Annotated in this window: 24 protein-coding genes and 1 pseudogene; 13 read left to right on the forward strand and 12 right to left on the reverse strand. The window is 63.4% G+C overall.

Going from position 1 to position 25,171, the window contains the following annotated elements:
- Positions 1-34: 34 nt before the first annotated feature.
- The 3 genes and pseudogenes from NKJ84_RS07185 (at position 35) to NKJ84_RS07195 (ending at position 2,235) form a co-directional block, all read left to right on the forward strand.
- Positions 35-874 (forward strand): alkaline phosphatase family protein, encoded by an 840-nt coding sequence (locus NKJ84_RS07185; RefSeq protein WP_352505915.1) that lies wholly within the window; start codon positions 35-37, stop codon positions 872-874.
- A gap of 133 nt (positions 875-1,007) precedes the next feature.
- Positions 1,008-1,570: pseudogene (locus tag NKJ84_RS07190) on the forward strand (sigma-70 family RNA polymerase sigma factor).
- On the forward strand, positions 1,567-2,235 hold the full coding sequence (locus NKJ84_RS07195; protein WP_352505916.1) for an anti-sigma factor: 669 nt from the start codon (positions 1,567-1,569) through the stop codon (positions 2,233-2,235). Before NKJ84_RS07190 ends, NKJ84_RS07195 begins: the two are co-directional and overlap by 4 nt.
- Positions 2,236-2,562: 327 nt before the next feature.
- On the opposite strand, the gene NKJ84_RS07200 is transcribed toward NKJ84_RS07195, so the two are convergent.
- Positions 2,563-3,585 carry a substrate-binding domain-containing protein gene (locus tag NKJ84_RS07200; protein WP_352480048.1) on the reverse strand — a complete coding sequence of 341 codons (1,023 nt, stop codon included), beginning with the start codon at positions 3,583-3,585 and terminating at the stop codon, positions 2,563-2,565.
- 362 nt (positions 3,586-3,947) lie between these two features.
- On the opposite strand from NKJ84_RS07200, the gene NKJ84_RS07205 reads away from it, so the two are divergent.
- From NKJ84_RS07205 to NKJ84_RS07225, 5 genes are all read left to right on the forward strand, one after another.
- The gene (locus NKJ84_RS07205) at positions 3,948-5,303 is read left to right on the forward strand and encodes an ABC transporter substrate-binding protein (protein WP_352452249.1); all 1,356 of its coding nucleotides are present in this window, start codon (positions 3,948-3,950) and stop codon (positions 5,301-5,303) included.
- A 225-nt stretch (positions 5,304-5,528) separates the two neighbouring features.
- Positions 5,529-6,542, forward strand: coding sequence for a carbohydrate ABC transporter permease (locus tag NKJ84_RS07210; RefSeq protein ID WP_352505917.1), 1,014 nt, complete (start codon positions 5,529-5,531; stop codon positions 6,540-6,542).
- A 1-nt stretch (position 6,543) separates the two neighbouring features.
- Positions 6,544-7,698 carry a carbohydrate ABC transporter permease gene (locus NKJ84_RS07215; RefSeq protein ID WP_352505918.1) on the forward strand — a complete coding sequence of 385 codons (1,155 nt, stop codon included), beginning with the start codon at positions 6,544-6,546 and terminating at the stop codon, positions 7,696-7,698.
- Positions 7,699-7,702: 4 nt separating this feature from the next.
- Positions 7,703-9,367 (forward strand): beta-galactosidase BglA, encoded by a 1,665-nt coding sequence (gene bglA, locus NKJ84_RS07220; RefSeq protein WP_352505919.1) that lies wholly within the window; start codon positions 7,703-7,705, stop codon positions 9,365-9,367.
- Positions 9,368-9,392: 25 nt separating this feature from the next.
- Positions 9,393-10,505 (forward strand): ABC transporter ATP-binding protein, encoded by a 1,113-nt coding sequence (locus NKJ84_RS07225; RefSeq protein ID WP_352480043.1) that lies wholly within the window; start codon positions 9,393-9,395, stop codon positions 10,503-10,505.
- Positions 10,506-10,585: 80 nt separating this feature from the next.
- On the opposite strand, the gene NKJ84_RS07230 is transcribed toward NKJ84_RS07225, so the two are convergent.
- From NKJ84_RS07230 to NKJ84_RS07270, 9 genes are all read right to left on the reverse strand, one after another.
- Complete coding sequence (locus NKJ84_RS07230; RefSeq protein ID WP_254815996.1) at positions 10,586-10,825, reverse strand: DUF680 domain-containing protein; 240 nt, start codon at positions 10,823-10,825, stop codon at positions 10,586-10,588.
- A gap of 68 nt (positions 10,826-10,893) precedes the next feature.
- A complete protein-coding gene (locus tag NKJ84_RS07235; RefSeq protein ID WP_254815995.1) occupies positions 10,894-11,100 on the reverse strand; it encodes a DUF680 domain-containing protein in 207 nt (68 codons plus the stop codon).
- 71 nt (positions 11,101-11,171) lie between these two features.
- On the reverse strand, positions 11,172-11,375 hold the full coding sequence (locus tag NKJ84_RS07240; protein WP_352480241.1) for a DUF680 domain-containing protein: 204 nt from the start codon (positions 11,373-11,375) through the stop codon (positions 11,172-11,174).
- A 440-nt stretch (positions 11,376-11,815) separates the two neighbouring features.
- Entirely contained in the window at positions 11,816-12,562 is a 747-nt protein-coding gene (locus NKJ84_RS07245) for an FAD-binding oxidoreductase (RefSeq protein ID WP_352480240.1), read from the reverse strand.
- Positions 12,559-13,170 (reverse strand): molybdopterin-dependent oxidoreductase, encoded by a 612-nt coding sequence (locus tag NKJ84_RS07250; RefSeq protein ID WP_352505920.1) that lies wholly within the window; start codon positions 13,168-13,170, stop codon positions 12,559-12,561. Before NKJ84_RS07250 ends, NKJ84_RS07245 begins: the two co-directional genes overlap by 4 nt.
- A gap of 129 nt (positions 13,171-13,299) precedes the next feature.
- Complete coding sequence (locus NKJ84_RS07255; protein WP_352505921.1) at positions 13,300-14,838, reverse strand: DegQ family serine endoprotease; 1,539 nt, start codon at positions 14,836-14,838, stop codon at positions 13,300-13,302.
- Positions 14,839-15,202: 364 nt separating this feature from the next.
- A complete protein-coding gene (locus NKJ84_RS07260) occupies positions 15,203-15,928 on the reverse strand; it encodes an MBL fold metallo-hydrolase (RefSeq protein WP_352505922.1) in 726 nt (241 codons plus the stop codon).
- Positions 15,929-15,944: 16 nt separating this feature from the next.
- The gene (locus NKJ84_RS07265; protein WP_352505923.1) at positions 15,945-17,111 is read right to left on the reverse strand and encodes a diphosphate--fructose-6-phosphate 1-phosphotransferase; all 1,167 of its coding nucleotides are present in this window, start codon (positions 17,109-17,111) and stop codon (positions 15,945-15,947) included.
- A 95-nt stretch (positions 17,112-17,206) separates the two neighbouring features.
- Positions 17,207-17,971 (reverse strand): L,D-transpeptidase, encoded by a 765-nt coding sequence (locus NKJ84_RS07270; RefSeq protein WP_352505924.1) that lies wholly within the window; start codon positions 17,969-17,971, stop codon positions 17,207-17,209.
- Between the two features lie 188 nt (positions 17,972-18,159).
- Between NKJ84_RS07270 and NKJ84_RS07275 the strand changes: the two genes are divergently transcribed.
- From NKJ84_RS07275 to xylB, 3 genes are all read left to right on the forward strand, one after another.
- Positions 18,160-18,783: a LysE family translocator gene (locus NKJ84_RS07275; RefSeq protein ID WP_352505925.1), complete on the forward strand. Its 624-nt coding sequence runs from the start codon at positions 18,160-18,162 to the stop codon at positions 18,781-18,783.
- Between the two features lie 9 nt (positions 18,784-18,792).
- Positions 18,793-20,118: a tetratricopeptide repeat protein gene (locus NKJ84_RS07280; RefSeq protein WP_352505926.1), complete on the forward strand. Its 1,326-nt coding sequence runs from the start codon at positions 18,793-18,795 to the stop codon at positions 20,116-20,118.
- Positions 20,119-20,309: 191 nt separating this feature from the next.
- Positions 20,310-21,764, forward strand: a complete 1,455-nt coding sequence (gene xylB, locus NKJ84_RS07285; protein ID WP_352505927.1) for a xylulokinase — start codon at positions 20,310-20,312, stop codon at positions 21,762-21,764.
- Positions 21,765-21,802: 38 nt separating this feature from the next.
- On the opposite strand, the gene NKJ84_RS07290 is transcribed toward xylB, so the two are convergent.
- Entirely contained in the window at positions 21,803-22,165 is a 363-nt protein-coding gene (locus NKJ84_RS07290; RefSeq protein ID WP_352505928.1) for a nuclear transport factor 2 family protein, read from the reverse strand.
- 110 nt (positions 22,166-22,275) lie between these two features.
- On the opposite strand from NKJ84_RS07290, the gene xylA reads away from it, so the two are divergent.
- Entirely contained in the window at positions 22,276-23,601 is a 1,326-nt protein-coding gene (gene xylA / locus NKJ84_RS07295; protein WP_352505929.1) for a xylose isomerase, read from the forward strand.
- 129 nt (positions 23,602-23,730) lie between these two features.
- On the opposite strand, the gene NKJ84_RS07300 is transcribed toward xylA, so the two are convergent.
- The gene (locus NKJ84_RS07300) at positions 23,731-24,363 is read right to left on the reverse strand and encodes a TetR/AcrR family transcriptional regulator (RefSeq protein ID WP_352505930.1); all 633 of its coding nucleotides are present in this window, start codon (positions 24,361-24,363) and stop codon (positions 23,731-23,733) included.
- A 93-nt stretch (positions 24,364-24,456) separates the two neighbouring features.
- Here NKJ84_RS07300 and NKJ84_RS07305 point away from each other — a divergent pair, with 93 nt between their 5' ends.
- A complete protein-coding gene (locus NKJ84_RS07305) occupies positions 24,457-25,113 on the forward strand; it encodes an O-methyltransferase (RefSeq protein ID WP_352505932.1) in 657 nt (218 codons plus the stop codon).
- The last annotated feature ends 58 nt before the right edge of the window (positions 25,114-25,171 follow it).

The raw sequence follows: 25,171 nt of genomic DNA on the forward strand, positions 1-25,171 counted from the left end.
CTGACTTTTCCGATCAAGCCGCATGGAGGCGCCCTTGGCGCTCAACACAAAACTTCTGCTCATCATCCTAGACGGCGTGCCTTACCGGAACTGGCGACGGCTGATGGGCAATCTCGAAGGCTGGGTGCAATCCGGCGACGCGCGCGTGTGGAAGATGCGCTCCGTGCTGCCGTCGACCTCGGCATCCTGCTATGCCTCGATCCACACCGGCGTGCCGCCTCAAGTGCACGGCATCCTGTCCAACGAGAACCGGTTTCGCGTCGAACAGCCGGACATTTTTTCCGAAGTCAGTAGGGCCGGCGGCAAGACGGGTGCGGTCACCCATTCCTACTGGTCCGAGTTCTTCCGAGCCTATCCGTTCGACCTGGTTGAGGACATAGAGTTCGACCAGCCGGGCAGGCCGATCAGCCATGGCCGGTTCCACACCATGACCGGCTACAACGCCAGCAACCAGATGACGCCGAGCGACGTCGACCTGTTCGCGACGTTGACCCTGCTGACCAGGCGCTACGGCATCGACTACGGCATCCTGCACAGCTGCACGCTGGACTCGATCGGCCACCGGTTCGGCCATGACTGCCGCGAGATGGATCATGCCGTCTATGCAATAGACGCCATGCTCGCCGGCTTCCTGCCGCGCTGGCGGGAGGCCGGCTACGAGGTGATCGTCACAGCCGATCATGGCCAGACCGATCGCGGCCATCACGGTGGCCACGACGAAGAGATGCAGGATTTCGCACTTTATTACTTCGGATCCGGCGAAGGCCCGGAGGCCAATACGCTGCTCGATCAGCTGCAACTCGCGCCGACAGTGCTTGCGCGCCTCGGCGTGCCGGCGCCGGCGACGATGAAGGCAAAGCCGTTCCTGAGTTGAGCGCGCGCCCTCTTCTCCCTCTGGCGACGCTCCCGCTCTTCAGTTAGCCTCCGCAAATATACGGGCGGCTGCGGTGAACCTTTTTGGGCCGATCAGCGACAGAGCAGGCAGGAGCCAGGCGGCTCGACCGGCGATGACTGCCGCGGAGACCGATCGCGCGCTCGTCGAGCGGGTCGCGAAGGGCGACCGTGCCGCCGTGCGGCTCCTGTTCATGCGCCACCACGCGCGGGTCTACCGCTTCGCGGCACGCCAGACGGGATCGGAACTGATGGCCGACGATATTGCGAACGAGGTATTCCTTGAACTCTGGCGGCAGGCGCCGGCCTTCGAGGGCCGCTCGGAGGTCTCGACATGGCTGCTCGGCATAGCCCGCTTCAAGGCGCTGTCCCTGCTGCGCAAGAAGAAGGAAGACTGGATCGACGACGATGACGCGGCCCAGGTCGCCGACGGCGCCGACACGCCGGAAGTCGTGACGATGAAAGAAGACAAGGCCGCTGCCTCGCGACGCTTCATCGATGCCATACCGGAAGAGCACCGTACGGTGATCGACCTTGCCTATTATCACGGGCAATCGGTGAGCGAGATCGGCGAGGTACTCGGCATCCCGGTCGCCAGGTCAAGACCAGGATGTTCTTCGCCCGCAAGGAACTCGGCGAAGCCCTCAAGGCCGCCGGTTACGACAGGGGGTGGCCATGAGCGCCGCTGAAAAGATGTCGCGCCGCGACGAAATGGAAATGCTGCTGCCGTTTTATCTGAACGGCTCGCTGGAGGGCACCGAGCTCGAAGCCATCGAGGAATGGCTGGCAAGCGATCCGGCGGCGATGGCCGCACTAGGCGAGGCCGAGGCCGAATTCTCCGGCACCGCTGCCGCAAACGAGGCAATCCGCCCGCCTGCCGATGCGCTCAGCCGCTTTGCCAAGGCGCTCGATGCCGAGGCCGGCCCCGCCCGCGGGCCGGCGGCATCGTCCTGGCTGGCGCAGGCCTGGAGCCGCTTCATGGCGGTGCCCGCCGGCATCGCCTGGGCCGCGGCCGCGGTGCTGCTGGCCCTGGTCGTCACGCAATCCTTTGTGCAGACCGGCAACAAAGATGGCGATTTCGAGATTGCCGGATCGGACGACGATCTGGCCAAAATGCCGTTTGCCCTTGTGAAGTTCAAACCGGATGCGAAGCTGTCCGACATCGTCGCTTTTCTCGACAAGAACCAGTTGACGATCGCCGGCGGGCCCACCGCCGACGGCGTTTTCCGGCTCGGCGTTCCGGCCAAGACCGCCGCCGACTATCAGAAACTGCTTGGCCTTATTGCCGCCCAGCCTTTCACCGAAGCTGCCCTGGAGGGAAGGAAACCGGCTGATGGCGGCTAAGGCGGTCGTTCGATTGACGGCGACGATTACAATCTTCGCCACGTCTGCCGTCGCACAAACCAACGATCCTAACCTCACCCAGGCGGAGATCGACTGCCTGAACCGGGGACGTGCTGCCGACGCCGACTGCGCCAAGGCGGCTGCTCGGCAACACGCTGGTGCGCTTCGGCATTCCGGATGGCCGCCCGGTCGGCGTCATGCCGTTCTCCCGAAGCCGCTGCATAATGTTGGGCATCAGATATTGGGGGCAAAACTCAATCGGCCGGTTACCTCAAATGACCGATATGGGCTCGAACTCGGTCGCTCAGGGTAATTGAGTTTTGATCCCTAGGCCGGTGCGCCGGCGACCGATCCCCTGACCACCAGGTCGACCGGCCAGACCTCGCCGCGAGCGCCCTCCTCCAAGCCGGAAATCCGCGCCGCCAGCCGTTCGGCGATGCGTGCGCCGGCCAGGCGGATCGACGAACGCGTCGTCGACAGCGGCACCGAAAAATTTTCCGGCTTCAGCCAGGGAAAGACGTCGTCATGGGCGATCAGCGACAGGTCGCCCGGAATGGTCAGGCCGAGATCGCGCACCGCGCGCACCACGCCGAGCGCCATGATCAGGCTGGAGCAGGCGATCGCCGTCGGCGCGTCGCTTTGTTCCAGCAGACGCCTGGCGGCGCGATAGCCGTTCTCCTCGGTCATTGTCAGGGAACAGACATGCTGATCACGAAGCACCAGGCCGCTTGCCGCAAGCGCGCGCCGCACGCCGCGCTCGCGATGTATGGCGAAGGTTTCGCGATCGTCGCCATTGATAAGCGCCAGACGCCTGTGACCGAGCTGGACGAGAAGCCGCGCCGCCTCGTGGAAGGCGCCCTCATTGTCGATGTCGGTGAAGGGGTAGTCGAAATCGAAGCCTTCGCTGCGGCCATGGACGATGAAGGGAATGCCGAGGGTGTTGACGAGCGCCACCCGCCGGTCGGCCGGCCTCGGCGAGGAGATATAGACCGCGTCGACCTGCCGGTTGGCGACAATGCGGCGGTAGGTCGTCTCCTGGTCGTCGGCATCGGCCGGTGACAGCACCAGGTCGAGCTCGTGCGAACGCGCATAGTCGCCGAGGCCGGACAGGAACTCGACGAAATGCGGGTCGATATCGACGGTCGCTCCCGTCGGCAGCACATAGCCGATCATGCCGGTCTTGCCGGTCGCCAGCCGGCGGGCGCTCGGATTGGGGCGATAGCCATGACGCTTGGCGGCATCGACCACCCGCCGGCGCGTTTCCTCGTTGACTTCCGGGTAGCCGTTCAATGCGCGGCTCACCGTTGTCTGCGAAAGCGCCAGCATGTGGGAGAGCTGCTTGAGGTTCACCGGAGGCCTCCAAACCTCAAAGCGCTTTTAATCTGAAACGATCTGGCCCTACGAACCGCGTTGCCGAGCGCAGTGACCATACGCACGGTTCGGACCGGTTTGAAGCCGAATTTGCTGCTGCACCGCCAGAAAACTGTGCTGCAGCGCACTTTTGCCAGCACCCGGCCGGAAAAATTAAATCGATTAGCCTGGCTTCCTATTGACTCGCGGTCAATTCAGTGGCGAGATCAAAAATGACCAAAGCGCTTTGGAAGACTCCACGAAAGGTTGCAGTTCCTTTCCGACTGAGTCACAGTCCTGCGGCGCCGGCGGACGGAATGGAGGTTTCGTTCGGTGTTTGTCACCACTGGGAGGGAATACCGATGAAAAAAATGCTTCTGCTGGGCGCTGCGTTTGCCACGCTCGCCCTGGCCATGCCCGCGCAAGCCGAACTGAAATTCAAGCCGGGCGAAGATCCCCGTTTCAACTGGGCCAACTACGAAGAGCTCAAGAAGGTCGACCTCAAGGGCGAGACACTGACAATCTTCGGGCCGTGGCGCGGCGAGGACGAAGGGCTTATCCGCACCGTTCTCGATTATTTCTCCGAAGCCACCGGCGCCGAGATCAAGTATTCCTCGTCGGAGAATTACGAGCAGCAGATCGTCATCGACACGCAGGCTGGCAGCCCGCCCAACATCGCCGTGCTGCCGCAGCCGGGCCTGATCCAGGATCTGGCATCGAAGGGCCTATTGACGCCGCTCGGCGACGACACGGCCAACTGGGTCAAGGACAATTACGGCGCCGGCCAATCCTGGGTCGACCTCGGCACCTTCAAGGACAAGGACGGCAAGCCCGGCTTCTTCGCCTTTCCTTATAAGGCCGACGTGAAATCGCTGGTCTGGTACTCGCCGGACAATTTCGAGGAAGCCGGCTACAAGGTGCCGAAGACGCAGGAAGAGCTTGCCGAGCTCGAAAAGAAGATCATCGCCGACGGCGGCACGCCATGGTGCATCGGGCTTGGTTCGGGCGGCGCCACTGGCTGGCCGGCGACCGACTGGGTCGAAGACATCATGCTGCGCACCCAGACGCCCGAGACCTACGACAAATGGGTGAAGAACGAAATTCCGTTCAACGATCCGGCCGTGGTCAACGCCATCGACATTTTCGGCAAGATCGCGACCGACGACAAGATGGTCGAGGGTGGCGCCAAGGCGGTTGCGGCGACCGATTTCCGCGACAGCCCGAAGGGCCTCTTCTCGGTGCCGCCGAAATGCTATCTGCACCACCAGGCATCGTTCATCCCGACCTTCTTCCCGCAAGGCACCAAGATCGGCGAGGATGCCGACTTCTTCTATTACCCGCCCTACGCCTCCAAGCCCGAGCTCGGCACTCCGGTGCTCGGCGCCGGCACGCTGGCCATGATCACCAAAGATAGCAAGAGTGCCCGCGCCTTCATCGAATTCCTGAAGCTGCCGCTCGCTCATGAGATCTGGATGGCACAGGGCGGCTTCGTGACGCCGTTCAAGTCGGTCAACAAGGACGCCTATGCCAGCGACGCGCTGAAGAAGCAGGGCGAGATCCTGGCCAACGCCTCGACCTTCCGCTTCGATGGGTCCGACCTGATGCCGGGCAAGATCGGCGCCGGCGCGTTCTGGACCGGCATGATCGACCTGGTCGGTGGCAAGTCCGCCCAGGACGTCGCCACCGACATCCAGAAAAGCTGGGACGCGATCAAGTAAGCGGCCGGCTCGAGTCCCATGTGATGCGGTCCGGGCCTCAAACGGCCCGGACCTTCTTCGGTGCCTGGCGTCGCGTCGATTGTCGTGAGCACGACGCATTCCGGCATGACGCGCGCCCAGTGACCTGCTTTTCGGCTGGTCGCGCTCCAGACAACTGAATCGGCGCATGATCCCGTCGCCAAAGCCATTCTCGACTGGCGGATCCGTGCGCAGGGGGAGGGACCCATGGCGGCTCAGATTTTTTCGGCGATATTCGTCATCATCATCGGCGTGGGCGGCTGCGTCGCCTATTTCTGGGGTGCCAACAAGGCACTCGACACGATCTTTCCGGCACGCGGCGTTTCCGGCAAGGCGGCGATCGACAATCTGCGCTGGCAGGGGGTGATCCGGCCCTGGCTGTTCGTCGGCCCGGCGATGATCATCCTCACTATCTACCTGATCTACCCGGTCGTGGAGACGCTGAGGCTGTCGTTCCTCGATCGCGGCGGCGCCCATTTCGTCGGCCTGGCCAACTATCAATGGGCGTTCGGCGACCGTGAGTTCCGCAATTCGATCCTCAACAACATCATGTGGCTGGCGGTGGTGCCAGCCGCCTGCACCTTCCTCGGCCTGATCATCGCCGTGCTCACCGACAAGATCTGGTGGGGCACCATCGCCAAGAGCCTGATCTTCCTGCCGCTCGCCATCTCCTTCGTCGGCGCCAGCGTCATCTGGAAATTCATCTACGAGTATCGCGGCGAGGGCCAGACACAGATCGGCCTGCTCAACGCCATCATCCAGTATTTCGGCGGCCAGCCGCAGGTCTGGATATCGCTGCCGTTCTGGAACAACTTCTTCCTGATGGTCATCCTGATCTGGATCCAGACCGGCTTTGCCATGGTCATCCTGTCGTCGGCCTTGCGCGGCATTCCGGAAGAGACGCTGGAAGCCGCCGTGATCGACGGCGCCAACCCCTTCCAGATCTTCTGGAAGATCATGGTGCCGCAGATCTGGGGCACCATCGCCGTCGTCTGGACCACCATCACCATCCTGGTGCTGAAGGTTTTCGACATCGTGCTGACCATGACCAACGGCCAGTGGAACAGCCAGGTGCTGGCCAATCTGATGTTCGACTGGATGTTCCGCGGCGGCGGCGATTTCGGCCGCGGCGCCACCATCGCCATCATCATCATGATAGCGGTCATTCCGATCATGGTCTGGAACATCCGCCAGGCGAACAAAGAGACGGAGGGACATTGAGATGGCCGTGGCGACCGGAAAGTCCTTTGTCAGCCGTTTCGGCGTCCATATCGCCGTCTTCATCTTCGTTGCGATCTGGACGATCCCGACGCTCGGCATTCTGGTCTCGTCGCTGCGCGACAAGGACCAGATCATCGCTTCGGGCTGGTGGAACTCGTTCACCAGTTCCAGCCAGACGGAAGCCGGACGGCTGCCGCCCGCCTCGGCGCAGGTCGAGAAGGACGGCAAGTTCGTTCTGCAAGGCAATATCTTCGGCGACGGCCCTGCCCGCAACATCAGCGCCTTCGGCATCAAGTCGGCAGCGCCGACGCAATATCCCGCCGGCACGACAGCCGATCTCGGCGACGGCGTGACCCTGCAGCTCAATGCCGACGGCAGTTTCGTCATGACCTCGCCGAAGGCTTTCGAAGGCGAACGCGGCCAGCGCGTCTATTACGCCTCCTCGGCGCCGCCGAAATTCACCACCGATAATTACGACACGGTGCTGTTTTCGGAAGGCATCGGCCGCTCCTTCATGAACTCGCTGACCGTCACCATTCCGGCCACCGTCATCCCGATCCTGATCGCCGCGTTCGCAGCCTACGCGCTGGCCTGGATGCGCTTTCCTGGCCGGGCTCTGCTCATCGCCGTCATCATCGGCCTCCTGGTCGTGCCGCTGCAGATGTCGCTGATCCCGCTGCTGAAGCTCTACAACGGCGTCGGCAGCTTCTTCGGAGTGCCGTCGAAGACCTATCTCGGCATCTGGCTGGCGCATACCGGCTTCGGCCTGCCCTTCGCCATCTATCTGTTGAGGAGTTATATTGCCGGCCTGCCACGCGAGATCATGGAATCGGCGCGCATCGACGGCGCCAGCGATTTCGAGATCTTCGTCAAGATCGTGCTGCCATTGTCGTTCCCGGTGCTGGCCTCGTTCGCCATCTTCCAGTTTCTCTGGGTGTGGAACGATCTGCTGGTGGCAATGGTTTTCCTTGGTACCGAGGGCGACCAGATCGTGCTGACCGCCAAGCTCAATGCGTTGCTCGGCTCGCGCGGCGGCGACTGGGAGATCCTGACGACATCGGCCTTCGTTACCATCATCGTGCCGCTGATCGTGTTCTTCTCGCTGCAGCGCTATTTCGTCCGCGGGCTGCTTGCCGGCTCGGTGAAAGGAGGTTGAGATCATGCAATCCGCTTTGAAGGCCACTCCGAAGCCCGATCTTGCTATCGATCGCGACTGGTGGCGAGGTGCCGTGATCTACCAGATCTATCCGCGCAGCTATCAGGATTCGAACAGCGACGGCATCGGCGACCTCAGGGGCATCATCGGCCGGCTGCCCTACATCGCCTCGCTCGGCGTCGACGCCATCTGGATCTCGCCGTTCTTCAAATCGCCGATGAAGGACTTTGGCTACGACGTGTCGGATTATTGCGACGTCGATCCGATGTTCGGCACGCTCGCCGACTTCGACGCGCTCACCGCCGAGGCGCACCGGCTTGGCCTCAAGGTGATGATCGACGAGGTGCTCTCGCACACCGCCGACGTCCATCCCTGGTTCAAGGAGAGCCGCTCCAGCCGAAGCAATCCAAAAGCCGACTGGTATGTTTGGGCGGACGCCAAGCCGGACGGCACGCCGCCCAACAACTGGCTCTCGATCTTCGGCGGCTCGGCCTGGCAGTGGGACACCAGCCGCCAGCAATATTACCTGCATAATTTCCTGGCCGAGCAGCCCGACCTCAATTTCCACAGCCGCGCGGTCCAGGACGCGCTGCTCGATGTCACCCGCTTCTGGCTGGAGCGCGGCGTCGATGGTTTCCGCCTCGATACCATCAATTTCTACTTCCACAGCCAAGGCCTGGAAGACAATCCGCCGCTGCCGCCCGAGCAGCGCAACGACCAGACGGCGCCGGCCGTCAACCCCTACAACTACCAAGACCATCTCTACGACAAGAGCCGGCCTGAAAACCTCGGCTTCCTCGAACGCTTCCGCGCCTTGCTCGACGAATATCCGGCCACGGCCGCGGTTGGCGAAGTCGGCGATTCGCAGCGTGGGCTGGAAGTCGTGGCGGCCTATACGGCCGGCGGCAAGCGCGTCCATATGTGTTACTCCTTCGACTTCCTGGCGCCGGAGAAGATCAGCGCGGCAAAGGTGCGCTCGGTGCTGGAAACCTTCGGCAAGGTGGCCAGCGATGGCTGGTCGTGCTGGGCCTTCTCCAACCATGACGTGATGCGCCCTGCCTCGCGCTGGGCAGCCGGCGAGCCGGACCCGACCGCGTACCTCAGGGTCATCTCGGCGCTGCTGATGTCGTTGCGCGGCTCGGTCTGCATCTATCAGGGCGAGGAGCTCGGGCTCAGCGAGGCCGAACTCAGCTTCGAGGATCTGCAGGACCCGTACGGCATCCGCTTCTGGCCGGAATTCAAGGGCCGCGACGGCTGCCGCACGCCAATGGTTTGGGACGGCGCTGCCCGCAATGGCGGCTTCTCGACGGCAAAGCCCTGGCTGCCGGTGCCGGCCAAGCACCTTGCGCAAGCGGTCAATGTGCAGCAAGGCAACGACGGCTCGCTGCTCGAGCACTACCGGCGCTTCCTGGCTTTCCGCCGTGCTCATCCGGCACTGGCCAAGGGCGATATCGAGTTCATCGAAAGCGAGGGCGACACCGTCGCCTTCACACGCCGCGAAGGCAACGAGCAGATCGTCTGCGCCTTCAATCTCGGCGCAAAGCCGGCCGAGGTCGATCTTGACGGCCGCTCACTGCAGCCCTTGCCGGGACACGGGTTTTCGGGACAGACTGGCGCCGGCACTATCCGCCTCGGCGGCTACGGCGCCTGGTTCGGGCGTATCGACTGAATTCAAGGAAGAACTGGAGAGTACCATGGCCGATGTCACGCTAAGGCAAGTGAGGAAATCATATGGCAATCTCAACATTCTGCACGGCGTCGACCTCGACATAAAGTCGGGCGAATTCATCGTCTTCGTCGGTCCGTCTGGTTGCGGCAAGTCCACCTTGCTGCGCTGCATCGCCGGGCTGGAGGAGATCACCTCGGGCGAGCTCAAGATCGACGGCGAGATTGTCAACGACGTGCCGCCGTCAAAGCGCGGCATCGCGATGGTGTTCCAGTCCTATGCGCTCTATCCGCACATGACCGTCTACGACAACATGGCGTTCTCGATGAAGATCGGCAAGGAAAGCAAGGCCGAGATCGACAAGCGGGTGCGCCAGGCGGCCGAGATCCTGCAGCTGACCAAATATCTCGACCGCCTGCCCAAGGCGATGTCGGGCGGCCAGCGCCAGCGTGTCGCCATCGGCCGCGCCATCGTGCGCAATCCCAAGGTCTTCTTGTTCGACGAGCCGCTATCCAACCTCGATGCGGCGCTGCGCGTCGCCACTCGCATCGAGATCGCCAAGCTCAAGGAATCGATGCCGGCCACAACGATGATCTATGTCACCCACGACCAGGTCGAGGCCATGACGCTGGCCGACCGCATCGTGGTGCTGAAGGAAGGCCATATCGAACAGGTCGGCACGCCGATGGAGCTCTACAAGCGGCCCGGCAACCTGTTCGTCGCCCAGTTCATCGGCTCGCCGGCGATGAACATCCTGCCGGCGACGATCGACAGGACCGGCAACCCGACGGTCGTCAGCCATGTCGGCGGCCGCAAGGCAACGGTGCCGATCGCAACGCCTGCCTCGGCGAAAGGCGCTGCGGTGAGCTTCGGGGTGCGGCCGGAGGATCTGATGATCGCAGCCGGCGCCGACTATTTGTTCGAAGGGACGGTCGACTATGTCGAGCAACTCGGCGAGGTCCAACTCGTCTATGTCGACATCGGCCGCGCCGACCTGCCGCTGGTGACCAAGCTGCCGGGCAATGTCGAGGTCAAGCGCGGGGCGTCGATGCGGCTGACGGCGGATGCCGGCGACCTGCATATTTTCGACGCGGACGGACACTCCTTCGCGCTCCATGAAGCAGAAGCAAAGGCGGCTTGAGGCAGGCGTTTTTCCGCCACGCAAAAGACAAGAGCGGCGGGCCTGGCCCGCCGCTCTTATCTGGAATTCCGGTTCGGCTGTTAGTTGTTGCCGAAGAGGTTGCGGTCGGCGCCCTGAGGCGCGGACTTGGGCACATCGCCAGACGAATTCAGCAACTTGTAGATCGGCGAGTTGCTGTCACGCACCGAATACGTCTGCGTCTTGTCGACATTGACGGTCGACTGCTTATTGATGTCGCTCCCGCCAACATTGTCGTTTTGGGCATAGGCGCCGCCGGCGGCAATCAAGAGAGCGGCGGCAGTAAGAACAATCTTTTTCATTTGGATACTCCTGGATTTCGGATCAAAGCGGCGGGCATGCCCGCCCGCCTTGATGGTGGGATCGGCTGTTAGTTGTTGCCGAAGAGGTTGCGATCGGCGCCCTGGCCGACCGGCTGCTTTTCAGCCTGATCCGACTTCTTGAGGGAGGCCGTGTACGAGCTGTCGACCGCGACAGCCGGCTGGTTGGCTCCGTTGGAACCATAATTGTCGCTGCCGGCGAAAGCGCTGCCGGTGATGGCCAAAACGGCGACGGCGGCAAGAAAGATCTTTTTCATTTCAATACTCCTGAATTTTTTCAGATCCCGGGCGGCGGATATGCCCGCCGCCCTGATGCTGGGATCGGCTGTTAGTTGTTGCCGAAGAGGTTCCGGTCGGCGCCCTGGACAGGCTGCTTGTCAGCATCAGCCGGCTTCTGAATGGAAGCCGTGTACGAGCTGTCGCCCGAGGCGGCAGGCTGGTTCGCACCATTGGAACCATAATTGTCGCTGCCGGCGAAGGCGCTGCCGGTGATGGCCAAAACGGCGACGGCGGCAAGAGCGATCTTTTTCATTTTTAGTACTCCAGTATCTTAGTCTCAGTCCGTCTAGCGGCGTGTCTTGGGAGGAGTTCGCGTCGTTCGGACCGCCCCGATGTGGGAAAGCCAATGGCCAGTTTCCAATCACGAAGTTGTTTGGTGTGGACCAAGAATCTACACCTTGAAATTGTGCCACGGACTCCCTCCGCCACATTTTTACCGTTTAATGTCAACAAGATAGCCCATCGCCTCGGTCTGACTGCAAGGGGAGTTGGAAGGCAGCGTTCACAGCGTCCTGCACGCATTGTCAACAGAAACGAACCGTTCGGTTCGATTTTTTAAACCGATAAAAGTCGCAGCCGGGGTTGTTTGTCGAATCGTTAACCATTTCAGCCAAGCGCGGCCTCGCCGTTCTGCCGGTTTTCGGCCCGTTTAGGCCGGCCGGCAAAGGCAGCAACCGGGCAAGCAGAACCGGGTCAGACCCCGTAGCGTTCGGTGCGGATGAGAGCCGCAGGCACCCCGGCATCGATCAGTGCCTCGGCGGCGGCCGTCACGAATGCGTTCGAGCCGCAGACAAAGGCCAGCTTCGGCGGCGCGGGCAACCTGGTCATGGCTTGCACCATCATCGCGGCGTCGACCCGCCGCGCATAATCCGCCGGACGGCGGGCCGGCTCGCGCGTCAGCGTCAGCACCAGGTCGAAGCCATCCCGGCGCTCGGCGAGGTCGATCAGCTCATCGCGAAAGATCACCTCGTCCCAGACCCGCGCCGAAACCACCAGGGCGGCGGCAACCAGCGACCCCCGCATCGCCCGGTGACGGACCATCGACATCAACGGCACCACGCCCGACCCACCGCCGACGAGCAGGAGCGGTCCGCCATCGCCGTCGGACCAGACGAAATGGCCGCCGAGCGGCCCGCGCAATTCGAACTCGTCGCCCACCGCCGCGATCTCGTGAAAGAACGGCGAGACCTCCCCGTCCTCGAGTTTTTCAATCGCCAGCTCGATGGTCTCGCCGGTCTCCGGTGCCGAGGCGATGGAGTAGGAGCGCCGCGCCTGATAACCGTCAGGCGCCGTCAGCCTGACATCTACATGCTGTCCGGCACGGTAGGCGAAGGGCCGCGACGGCTGCAGGAAAAAGCTGGTGACGCGCGGCGTGCGCTTTTGGATGCGGGTGATGGTCACTATCTGCCAGGGCGACTGCGCCGCCGGTGCGTCGCTCATGGATCGTTCGTGTAGCGCTGCTCGCGCCACGGGTCGCCATAGATATGATAGCCTCGCAACTCCCAGAAACCCGGCTCGTCACGCTCGGTGAACTGCAGCCCGTTCAGCCATTTGGCCGATTTCCAGAAATAGAGATGCGGAACGAGCAGCCGCGCCGGGCCGCCATGGTCGGGGGTGATCGGCTTGCCCTCGTAAAGCAGCGCCACCATCGCCTTGCCGCCGGTGAGATCCTTCGTCGGCACGTTGGTGGAATAGCCGTCGAAACCCAACGCCAGCGTGAAGGCGGTGGGCGGCTCGATGCCGGCGTCGGCAAGGATGTCGTCGACCAGCACGCCCTGCCACGCCGTGTCGAACTTGGTCCATGCGGTGACGCAATGGATGTCGCGCGTCATCTTGGTCAGGGGCAGCGCGTTGAACTCGGCCCAGTTCCACTTCTTGATCGGCCGCGGCCCGTGCTTAAGCGTGAACGACCAATCCTCGGTGCGCACATGCGGCGTCGGGCCGGCCGACAGGACCGGGAAACCGTGCTCGAGATATTGCCCCGGCGGGATACGTGCACCCGTATCCGTCGGCGGCTTTCGTCCGGAAGAGAAGCCTCGGGTAGCCATCAAGAATATCCGTTTGCGCAAGGTCCAATCGACCTTTGTCAGTTTTCTCGAAGACGCGCGCGCGGGCAACCGAAATCTTGGCTCGGCCGGCAATGCCCCTCCATCGATCTTGGCAGCGCGGCGCCTGCCTCAGCCACTGGCGAAGGGGACGGCGACAAACATCTGGGCGTCGCCGCGCTGGACAAGCAGCAGCACCGATTTCTTGCCGGATTTGGCAGCCTGCACGATCGCCTGGTTAGCCTGCCTGGCGCTTCTCACCGGATGCTGGTCGACGGCGACGATGATATCGCCGGGCTGGATGCCGGAAGCCGATGCCGCCTTGTTCGGGTCGACGCGCTCGACCAGTGCGCCGTGCTGGTTGCCTGCCAGGTTCATTGCCTGGCGTACATCCGGGGTGACATCCATCAGGCGGAGACCGAGCGCCGGTGCACGGAGGCCCTGCTCCGTCGACGGCTGACCTTGATCGCCGGTCACCGATCCCGTTGCCATGTCGTCTTCGTTGCGCCCGATCTCGACCGAGATCTGCAGGCTTTGGCCCTTGCGCCAGACATTGAGGGTTTCCCTTGTGCCGGGCGCAACGTCGGCGACGGCGCGCGACAGGTCCCTTGGGTCCTTTATGTCGCGATCGGCGAAGCTGGTGATGACGTCGCCGGTCTCGATGCCGGCCTTGGCGGCCGGCGATCCGTCGCTGACCTGCGCGACGAGCACGCCGGCGGGGTGATCGAGGCCGATGGCGGTCGCCATATCAGGCGTCACCGGCTGGATCTGGACGCCGAGGTAGCCGTACTGGATGGAGCCGCCCTTCATCAGCTTGGCGACGACCTTTTGCGCCTGGTCCGAGGGGATGGCGAAGCCGACGCCGACGCTGCCGCCATTCGGCGAAAAGATCGCCGTGTTGATGCCGACGACATTGCCGTTCACATCCGTCAGCGGGCCGCCGGAATTGCCCCGGTTGATCGGTGCGTCGATCTGGATGAAGTCGTCAAACGGCCCGCTGTGCAGGTCGCGGCCGCGCGCCGAGACGATGCCGGCCGTGACCGTGGTGCCAAGGCCGAACGGATTGCCGAAGGCGAGCACCTGGTCACCCGGCATGAGCTTGTCGGAATCACCCCATCTGACGGTCGGCAAGGGCTTGCCGGCTTTGACCTTGAGCACGGCAAGATCGTTCTTGGCGTCATGGCCGATCAATTTGGCGGGAAGCTCGGTGCCGTCGTCGAGCGTCACCTTGATCGATTGGGCGCCATCGACAACGTGATTGTTGGTGACGATGGTGCCGTCGCTGGCGACGATGAAGCCTGAACCGAGCGCCTCGGTGCGCGGCGCCTGTTCCGGCGGTGTTTTGGGAGCGGGCAATCCCTGGTCACCGAAGAAATGGCGGAAATAGTCGTCGAAAGGGGAGGTTCCGCCAAAGGGAGAGGCGTCGCTCATGGTGTCGGGCTGTTGTACTTTCATGACCGTCGTGATTGTCACCACCGCCGGCTTATCGGCCGCCACGACCGGCGCGAACGAGCCGCTCGGCGCCGTCATGCCGGTGACGGGAGGGGTGACCGTTGCCGCCAGGACATCATTCAGCCTGGGAGCGAGAGGCAGGGCGAAAGGGCTGACGATCAACGCTGCGCCCAGCAGAGCGGCGACGCGATGTCTGCGAAGGGTCTGAATTGGTGACATGGCCGTTGTCCGGGCGAGAGATTGGTGAAGCGCCCTAACGTTCCGTCACCGGAACAATTCATCGGCGCGTCGGTCGTCGGCCTTGCCTGTCTCGCCTGTCAGGCAGCCGACCGGATCGACAGCCCCGCATCTAGGGCGCCGATCATGGTTTCCAGATAATGTTACGAAGATTTAATTTTCGGCTGGCAACCGCCGTGCCGGGCTGGCGCCGAAACCCGAAAACAAAAACCCGCCTTGCGGCGGGTCGTTGGGGCAAATCAGCACCATACCCAAATTACTAGCATAGCTGCCGGCACAAAGCAAGAACAAAATAGCTACCCAAGCCAAATAGCTTCAGGCCCCCCTCACTGCCCCGCCAAGGCTTCTATGCCGCTGTCCCGTCCGTTCGCCTGAGATACGCCGAGGCGATCTCGCGCATCCGCCTGCCGTCGAAGCTCGGTCCATGGCCGCCATGACCGATCCGGATCGGCAGGTCGAGCAGTCGCTGCATGGTGCGGCGGTAGGCGGCACGATCGGAATCCGGCAGGTCGTCGATCAGTGTGGCGTCATAGATGGCGTCGCCGGCGAAGAACAGGCCGTCTGCCTCATCGAACAGCGCGATCGAATCCGGAGAGTGGCCGGGCAGGTGCAGGACGCGGAATTGCCGGTCGCCGAGGTCGATCCTATCGCCCTCGTCCAGGGTCCGGTCCAGCGGCGCCGGTGGAATCCTGTAATCGGCCGCTTTCCAGCCCTTTGCCGGCAGTCTGGAGACGGCGCCTTCCAGATCATGGAACATGTAGGCGTAGGTCACCGCTTCGTCCATGCTGTCGAACTGCGTGGCGCTGTGGCGCGGACCTGCCCGCAACGGAAACTCGTGCAGCGAGCCGACATGATCGAGATGGATATGCGTGGCGACGACGAGCAGCGGCTTGCCGGCCGGCGTGTCGATCTGCGGCGCCAGCGGGCAGATCCCCATGCCGGTGTCGACCAGCAGGTCGACATCGCGGCCGCGCACATGCCAGATGTTGGCGCGCATGAAATCATGCACGAAGGGCTCGGTCAGCATCATCGTCTTGGCGTCGACGATGGTTTTGCTGAACCAGCTGTCCATCAGATCAAGGCCGGCATCAGACGAACGGCTTGCCGACCTTGTACTTTCGCGGAACCAGCCGCTTCAGATAGGCCATGCCCGCATCGGACAGCCGGTTGACGTCGGGCAGCATGAAATCATCCGGCATATGGCGCGTCTTGCCGGCGACGTTCTTCAGCGGCACCTTCTTCAGTACGGTTTTTTTGCCGTCATATTGCAGCGCCACCGAACCGCCGCCCTCGTCGGCCACGGTGACGGCGAAGGCACCGGCATCGAAGGCCTCCTGCGCGTCCACCGCGCTGATGGCGCCGACATAGCCGCGCGGCATATAGCCGAGCGCATCGACGCGCGCCCGCTTGCCCGGCAATCCTTCGGCGAGCGCGCGCTCCAAGGCTGCCGGCAGGTCGCTGCCCGACAGCTTGACGTTGCCGTGCTGGTCGCGCTCCAGCCTTTCCGGCGGCACCAGGCTTTCGACCAGCGCCTTGCCGTCGGCGGTGCTGACGCCTTCGGAGACGGCAACGATGCAGCGCTTGTGGCGGTCGAGCGTGGCGCGCACGTCGTCGATGAAACCGGCCGCCGAGAACGGCCGCTCCGGCACGTAGACGAGATGCGGGCCGCTGTCCTGGTCGAGCTGCCAGGCCGCGGATGCGGCCGTCAGGAAACCGGCATGCCGCCCCATGACGATGCCGACATAAATGCCCGGCAAAGCGCGGAAATCGAGATCGACCGAAAGAAACGCGCCGGCGACGAACTCGGCCGCCGACATGAAGCCGGGCGTATGGTCGTTCTCCTCGAGATCGTTGTCGATGGTTTTCGGCGCGTGAACGAAGGCGATCTTGCCGCCGGCGGCGTCGGTGAGGATCTGCTGCGTGCCCGAGGTGTCGTTGCCGCCGATATAGATGAAGGCATCGGCGCCGGCTTTCTTCAAGCCGCTGAGGATGAGGTCGCAATAGGCGGCATCCGGCTTGTCGCGCGTCGAACCGAGCGCGGCGCTCGGTGTCGCCGCGATCAGCCGCAGGCGGTCCTCGGGGATGGCGGAAAGATCGACGTAATTGCCGTCACGAATTCCGCGCACGCCGTGGATGGAACCAAGCACCTTGGCGCCGGGATGCCGCTTGCGGATTTCGAGCGCAGCACCCACCACGGTCTGGTTGATGACGGCGGTCGGGCCGCCGCCTTGCGCGATGACAAAAGTTCCGGCCATTGTTCACGTCTCCCGGGCGATGAAATCGCAGGCACTTTCGCCTGTCTTGCGGCATCGCGCAACGGCAGAGTGATCGCTGAAGGCGAAGCCGCCGTTCAGACGACGACGACCGGGTTTTTCTTGGAGACGCGGCTGTAGAGATCGATGATGTCCTGGTTGATCAGGCGCACGCAGCCCGACGACATCGCCTGGCCGATGCTCCACCATTCGGGCGAGCCGTGGATGCGATAACCGGTGTCGCTGCCGTTCTGATAGATGTAGAGGGCACGCGCGCCGAGCGGATTGTCGAGGCCGCCCGGCTGTCCGCCTTGCCACTTCACTAGTTCCGGCCTGCGGGCGATCATCTCGGGCGGCGGGGTCCAGACCGGCCATTCCTTGCCGTACTGGATGTTGGCGCGGCCGGACCAGCGGAATCCGTCCTTGCCTATACCGACGCCGTAACGGATCGCCTCGCCGCCGGGCTGCACCAGATAGAGCAGCCGTTCCTGCGAGTGAACGACGATGGTGCCGGGCTGCTCGCCGGTCGGATCGACGACGATCTGGCGGCGAAACTCCGGCTTGATCTTGAGATAGGGCACCTCCGGCACGTTGAAGCCACCGTCGGTAAGCGAAGCGTACATCACGTCGGGGCTGGTGATGTTCTTGTCGACGCTGATGCTCGGACGGACGGGCCGGATCGAGCCGGTGGTGACGTCGTCGAGCTGGAGCGACGGCAGATCCAGCGTCTGGCTGCAGCCTGTGACGCCGAGCAGCGCTAGCGCGCCGGCGCCGGACAGCACCGTGCGGCGGGAAAGCTGTAGTTCGGTTTCGATTGCGTCGCCATTATGCGGCAGCGACAGACCGTGCGGCAACTCACGCATTTACCCAAACCCTACGCTGTCGGCGGGAAACACGGTCCGGCCGGATAGCAGGCATTTTCACCAATCATGGTTGAAAAAGCGTGAAGGCCAGCCGCCTGGCGTTAACGAGGGGCTTTTTCGATTCTTGCCTCTTTACATCTGCGCGAGGTCAAGGATTTATCCTCTTCTTTGAGCTCAAGGAGAAGAAAATGTCCTTCGAAAACTGGGCCGCGTTTGCCGCTGCCTCGGCGGTCCTTCTGGTCATTCCTGGCCCGACCATCCTGCTGGTGGTTTCCTATGCACTTGGCCAAGGCTGGCGCACCGCGCTGCCGATGGCAGTCGGCGTGGCGCTCGGCGACTTCACCGCGATGACACTGTCGATGCTGGGCATCGGCGCGCTGCTGGCGGCGTCGGCCACCGTATTTGCGGTGCTGAAGGTGATCGGCGCCGGCTATCTGATCTATCTCGGTATCAAGCTGTTTCGCGCCGGCGGCGCGCTCCGGGCCGAACCGCGCACCGATGCGGTGTCATCGGCGAAAATGGCGGCGCATGCCTGGCTGGTTACTGCGCTCAATCCGAAAAGCATCACCTTCTTCGTCGCCTTCCTGCCGCAGTTCCTCGACCGGCACGCGGATTTCTGGACACAGATGCTGATCTTCGAGACGACCTTCCTGACGCTCGCCTTCGCCAACGCCGTCGGTTATGCGCTGATCGCCGCAAGGGCGCGCAACGTCGTGCGCAATCCAAAGGCGATCCGCATCTTCAACCGCACCGGCGGCACGCTGCTGGTCGGCGCAGGCATCGCCACGGTGGCGATGCGATCGGGCAACTGAGGACACGCCATGGCGGTCAGGGATGCATTCGGCCTGACACTGTCTGGCGCGACGGAGGCCGGGTTTTCGTCCTACAGCCAGGCCGTGCGCGAATTGCAGTGCTTCATCGGCGATCCGGTCGGCTCCATTGACCGGGCAATCGCCGACGATCCCGGCTTCGTCATGGCGCAGGTGTTCAAGGGTTATCTCTTTGGCCTCGCCACCGAGCGTGAGGCGACGGCGGTGGCCAAGGCATGTCACGAGGCGGCGCTGCCGCTTGCCGCGACGACACGTGAGCAGGCGCATGTCGCCGCCCTTGGCCACCTTGCGGAGGGACGCTGGCACGAGGCCGCCCGCGTGCTGGAGGATATCGCCATCGAGTTTCCGCTCGATGCGCTGGCGCTGCAGACCGGGCACCAGATCGACTTCTTCACCGGCAACGCGCGCATGCTGCGCGACCGCATCGGCCGCGCGCTGCCGTCCTGGCAGAGCGGCATGCCGGGCTATCACGCCATACTCGGTATGCAGGCCTTTGGCCTGGAGGAAATGGGCGATTACGCGCGCGCCGAAAAACTTGGCCGTACGGCGGTCGATCTCCAGCCGCGCGACGGCTGGGCCCAGCATGCGGTGGCCCATGTCATGGAGATGCAGAGCCGGCAAAAGGACGGCATTCTGTGGATGCGCGCCAATCCCGAAGCGTGGACGCGGGAAAGTTTCCTGCAGGTGCACAATTGGTGGCACCTGGCGCTGTTCCACTACGATCTCGGCGAAATCGACGAGGTGCTGGCGCTCTATGACGGGCCGATCTATGGCGAGCGCTCGACGCTGACGCTCAACATGGTCGATGCCTCGGCGATCCTGTGGCGGCTGCATCTCGGCGGCGTCGATGTCGGCAGCCGCTGGGCGGCGCTCGCCGCCAACTGGTTGCCCAAGGCCAGCGCCGGCCATTATGCCTTCAACGACGCCCACGCAATGATGGCGTTTGTCGGTGCCGGCCTCGACGCGCCGGCCAGCGGCTTGCTCGAGGCGCAGCGCGAGGCGATGCGCGGCAAAGACGACAACGCCGCTTTCACCCGGGATGTCGGCCATCCCCTGACGCTCGCCATCAAGGCATTCGGCGAGGGCAATTATGCCGGGACGATACGCCTGATCCGGCCGATCCGGGCGATCGCCCATCGCTTCGGCGGCAGCCACGCCCAACGCGACGTCATCGACCTGACGCTGATCGAGGCGGCATTGCGTTCCGGTGATGGCGCGCTGGCAAGGGCGCTGGCGGCGGAACGCGCGCTGGCACGGCCGGACAGCCCGTTGTCGGCACTGTTTTCACGGCGCGCAATCGCTCTCGCCGCGAATTGACCAAGATCAAATCTTGCCTTAAAAACTGCCCCGGCCAGATTTTTTCGAGTGTCGAAAAAATCTTCGCGTGTTGACTGGAGCGTTTTTCCGGCAGCACGATTGCCGGGATATCTTCGCCGTCCGTGTCGCAGGACTGGGCTGGGGAGCAACAAAGACCGTCGCCGCCAGGCCTGACGGACATGGGAGGAAGCATGTATCTCGGCCTCGATCTCGGCACGTCGGGCGTCAAGGCGCTGCTGATCGATGCAAGTCAGGGCATCGTCGGTTCCGGCCATGCGCCGCTCGATGTGTCGCGCCCGCATCCCGGCTGGTCCGAGCAGAACCCGGCCGACTGGATTCGCGCCTGCGAAGCGGCGATCGCCGAGCTGCGGTCCACGCATGCGAAGGAGCTCGCGGCGGTGAAAGGCATCGGCCTTTCCGGCCATATGCATGGCGCCACCCTGCTCGATGCCGCCGACCAGGTGCTGCGCCCCTGCATCCTGTGGAACGACACACGCAGCCACGCCGAGGCGGCTGCACTCGATGCCGACCCGCGCTTTCGCAAGCTGACCGGCAACATCGTCTTTCCCGGCTTCACCGCGCCAAAGCTCGCCTGGGTGAAAAACAACGAACCGGCTGTTTTTGCCAAGGTGGCAAAGGTCCTGCTGCCGAAGGACTTTTTGCGGCTCTGGCTCGCCGGCGACCATATCTCGGAAATGTCGGATTCGGCTGGCACGTCGTGGCTCGACGTCGGCAAACGCGACTGGTCCTCCGAACTGCTCGCAGCGACGTCGCTCGATGAAAGGCAGATGCCGTCATTGGTCGAAGGCACGGCCAAGGCCGGTGCCTTGCGCGGCGAACTGGCTGCGAAATGGGGCATGCAGACGGGCATCCCGATCGCCGGCGGCGCCGGCGACAACGCGGCCTCGGCCTGCGGCATGGGCACGGTCGGCGCCGGCCAGGCTTTCGTCTCGCTCGGCACGTCGGGCGTGCTTTTTGCCGCCAACGCGTCCTATCTGCCCAATCCGGAAAGTGCGGTGCACACATTCTGCCACGCACTGCCCGGCACCTGGCACCAGATGGGCGTCATCCTGTCGGCAACCGATTCACTCAACTGGCTGTCGGCAATTGCGGGAAAAGGCGCCGTCGAGTTGACCGCCGAACTCGGCGATGCGCTGCAGGCGCCGACCGGTGTCTCCTTCCTGCCGTACCTGTCAGGCGAGCGGACGCCTCACAATGATTCCGTCATTCGGGGCGCCTTTACCGGGCTTGCCCACGAGTCCGGCCGCGCGGCGCTGACCCAGGCCGTGCTCGAAGGCGTCGCCTTCGCCTTCCGCGACAGCCTCGAAGCCCTGGCCAAAGCCGGCACGACGCTGACCCGGGTGACGGCGATCGGCGGCGGCTCGCGTTCGCGCTACTGGCTGAAGGCCGTCGCCACAGCGCTTGGCCTGCCAGTCGATATTCCAGCCGACGGCGATTTCGGCGCCGCCTTTGGCGCCGCCCGGCTTGGCCTGATCGCGGCGACCGGCGCCGATCCGCGCGCCGTGTGCACGGCGCCGGCGACGGACGCCACGGTCGAGCCGGTCGCCGCCCTCGGCGGTGCCTATGCAGATGCCTATCAGCGCTACCGCCAGCTTTACCCGGCGATCAGGAGCGCCACGGCGTGAGCGGTTTCCCACCCTCGCCGTGGCCTGCCGAGAAGGCCTCACTGTGCCGGCACCTTGTCGAGAAAGCCGGTGACGCTTTTCAGCCGGCCATTTTCGATGACGCCGATATCGGTGCCTTCGATGACGGACTCGACGCCTTCCGGCCCGAGATTCCAGGAGAAACGGATGGTATCGGCGAAGCCGTCCGGCTTGCCTTTCAGCGAGAACCTGAAGCCGGCAAAGCGCTGCTGCACGCCTTCGATCAGCGCAGCGATGCCGTCATGGCCGTCGCCCTGCATGATCGGATCGCGGTAGCCGACGTCCTCGGTGAAGGTCGCCTCGAGCAAGGCTTTCCTGCGTGCGGCGTCGCTCTCGTTCCAGGCGGCGATGTAGTTTTCGGCAATGGTGTTGAGGTCGGTCATGGTCTGTCTCCTTCGTTGGGTGGCTTTGACATGAGCCTTTTCGACCAGCGCCAGCGCGAAACCAATTACGCCTGAGGTAATCAGGCCGAACCATGCGAGAGGAAAAGAACATGAGCAGCGGTTTTTTCGGCGACATCCAACAGATCAAATACGAGGGACCGGATTCGACCAATCCGCTGGCCTACCGGTTCTACAATCCCGACGAGATTGTCGCCGGCAAGCGGCTCGAAGACCATCTGCGCTTTGCCGTCGCCTATTGGCATTCCTTTGCCTGGCCGGGCGGCGATCCGTTCGGCGGCCAGACATTTGACCGGCCGTGGTTTCCGAAGGCCGGCAGCACCGACACGATGGAGTTGGCCAAGCTCAAGGCCGACGTCGCCTTCGAGATGTTTTCGTTGCTGGGCGCGCCTTATTTCTGCTTCCACGATGCCGACGTGCGGCCGGAGGGCCGGGACTTTTCCGAAAGTGCGGCGCGGCTCGACGAGATCGCCGATTATTTCTCGGAAAAGATGAAGCAGACCGGCGTCAAGCTGTTGTGGGGCACGGCCAACCTGTTCTCCAACCGCCGCTTCATGTCGGGCGCCGCCACCAATCCCGATCCGGACGTCTTTGCCTATTCGGCGGCGACGGTGAAACACTGTATCGACGTCACCAAGCGTCTGAACGGCGAGAACTACGTGCTGTGGGGCGGCCGCGAGGGCTATGAGACGCTGCTCAACACCGACCTTGCCCGCGAGCAGGAACAGGCCGGCCGTTTCCTCAATCTGGTCGTCGATTACAAGCACAGGATCGGCTTCGAAGGCACCATCCTGATTGAGCCGAAGCCTCAGGAGCCAACCAAGCACCAGTATGATTACGACGTCGCCACCGTCTATGGCTTCCTCAAGCGTTTCGGACTGGAGAATGAGGTCAAGCTCAACATCGAGCAGGGCCACGCCATCCTGGCCGGCCATTCGTTCGAGCATGAACTGGCGCTGGCCAATGCGCTGGGAATCTTCGGCTCGATCGACATGAACCGCAACGACTACCAGTCGGGCTGGGACACCGACCAGTTCCCCAACAATGTGCCGGAGATGGCTCTCGCCTACTATCAGGTGCTGCAGGCCGGCGGCTTCAAGACCGGCGGCACCAATTTCGACGCCAAGCTCAGGCGCCAGTCGCTCGATCCGCAGGATCTGCTGATCGGCCATATCGGCGGCATGGATTGCTGCGCTCGCGGCCTCAAGGCGGCAGCGCGCATGGTCGAGGACAAGGCGCTGTCCGGCCCGCTCGCCGAGCGCTATGCCGGCTGGGATTCGGCCGAAGCCAAGGCGATGCTTGCCGGCAAGCGCACGCTGGAGGAAATTGCCGAGCGCGTCGTCAAGGAGAAGATCAAGCCGCAGCCCAGATCCGGTCGTCAGGAACTACTCGAAAACGTCGTCAACCGGTACGTCTGAGGCATACCATCCCGCGGCCGCATTGTTCAGCGGCCGCGGGATAAAGACGACTTTCCGCGGGGCTGACACCGACAAGGTTTGCCCGTGCGAAACTTTCGGTCTGCTTGCTGACCGGGCCTGGCATTTGCCTTAGCCGTGATCGAGGCCTCTCAGGTAGGCGCAGAACATGTCGGCCATGGCGTCGGCGTAGGCTTCGATCTCCGCGGGGGTTCGGGGCAACTCCGAGAACTGCTTCCCCACCGTGCTGAGCGTCGTCATGACCAGGTCGCCGGCCAATTCGCGAGTCGCTTGCGCGGCGTTGGGCAACGCCTTCTGCATGAAGAGCTGGATGGTGCGGTCTCCGGACGCCCTTGCCGCCTGCGCCTCAGGCGCGTCGCGGTAAAGCGGTGCGGCGTCGTCGAGCGCCACACGCACCGCGGCCTCGTCACACTCCGAGCGGAGGAAGGCGTGGACCAAGGCGCGCAGCCGTTCAAATGGCGGTTTCCCGACATCCTCGAGGATGTCGCGCAGCAAATCGGTCGTCTGCCGCCATTCGTCGCTCTGGAGCCGGAACAGGATCGCCGCCTTGTTCGGAAAATACTGATACAGCGATCCGACACTGACACCGGCCTTCTCGGCCACCCGCGCCGTGGTGAAGCGCTGCGCGCCTTCCCTCGCCAAAACCTGAACAGCAGCCTGCAAAATCGCAGCAACGAGCTCTGCCGAGCGGGCCTGCTTGGGCTGTTTTCGCGAGGAAATCCGCGGACTGCGGTGATCGCTCATTGAGAGGCGCGCCAATGCGATTAGTAAATGCGAATGATTAGTCGTATTTTGAGTGCCGCGCAAGAACGCATTCAATTCTGACTGGAGACCAACATGACTACACTGTCGACAACGCCGCTCGCGCCCCTGCTGGATCGCCTGTTCGAGGAAGCCGCTGCCGCAACGAGCCCTGCGGTGGCGGAGCTCTCCGCCGAAGATCGGATGCGCCTGGTTCGAAGCAAGACCGAATACCTCGATTTCTATGGGCGGCTAAAGGACCTCTGGCTTCCCGTTTCGCGAGAGACCGGCACGCTGCTCTACATGCTGGCACGGGGCAGCAGCGCAAGGACGATCGTTGAATTTGGAACCTCGTTCGGCATCTCGACCCTGCACCTTGCCGCAGCCTTGCGGGACAATGGCGGTGGCCGCCTCATCACCAGCGAGTTCGAGCCATCCAAGGTGGCGCGCGCCAGGAACAATCTGACGGCAGGCGGTCTCATCGACCTGGTGGAAATCCGAGAAGGAGATGCGGTGCAAACATTAAGCGTCGATCTTCCCGAAACCGTCGACCTGCTTCTGCTCGACGGCGCCAAAGCGCTCTATCCAGAGATCTTGAGTCTGGTCGAAAGCCGCCTCAGGCCGGGCGCCTTCGTCGTTGCCGACAACGCCGATCTTTGCCCCGAATACCTCGAGCGGGTGCGCTCGACCGGAGGCGGCTACATGTCCACGTCGTTCAGCGAGGATGTCGAGCTGTCGATGCGGCTTGGCTGAAGCACTGCCTGACCTACTGGTACGATCGTGCCCAAGATGGGCGGCGGCGGACAAAACT

Source organism: Mesorhizobium sp. M0048 (genome assembly GCF_040323405.1).
GTDB lineage: Bacteria > Pseudomonadota > Alphaproteobacteria > Rhizobiales > Rhizobiaceae > Mesorhizobium.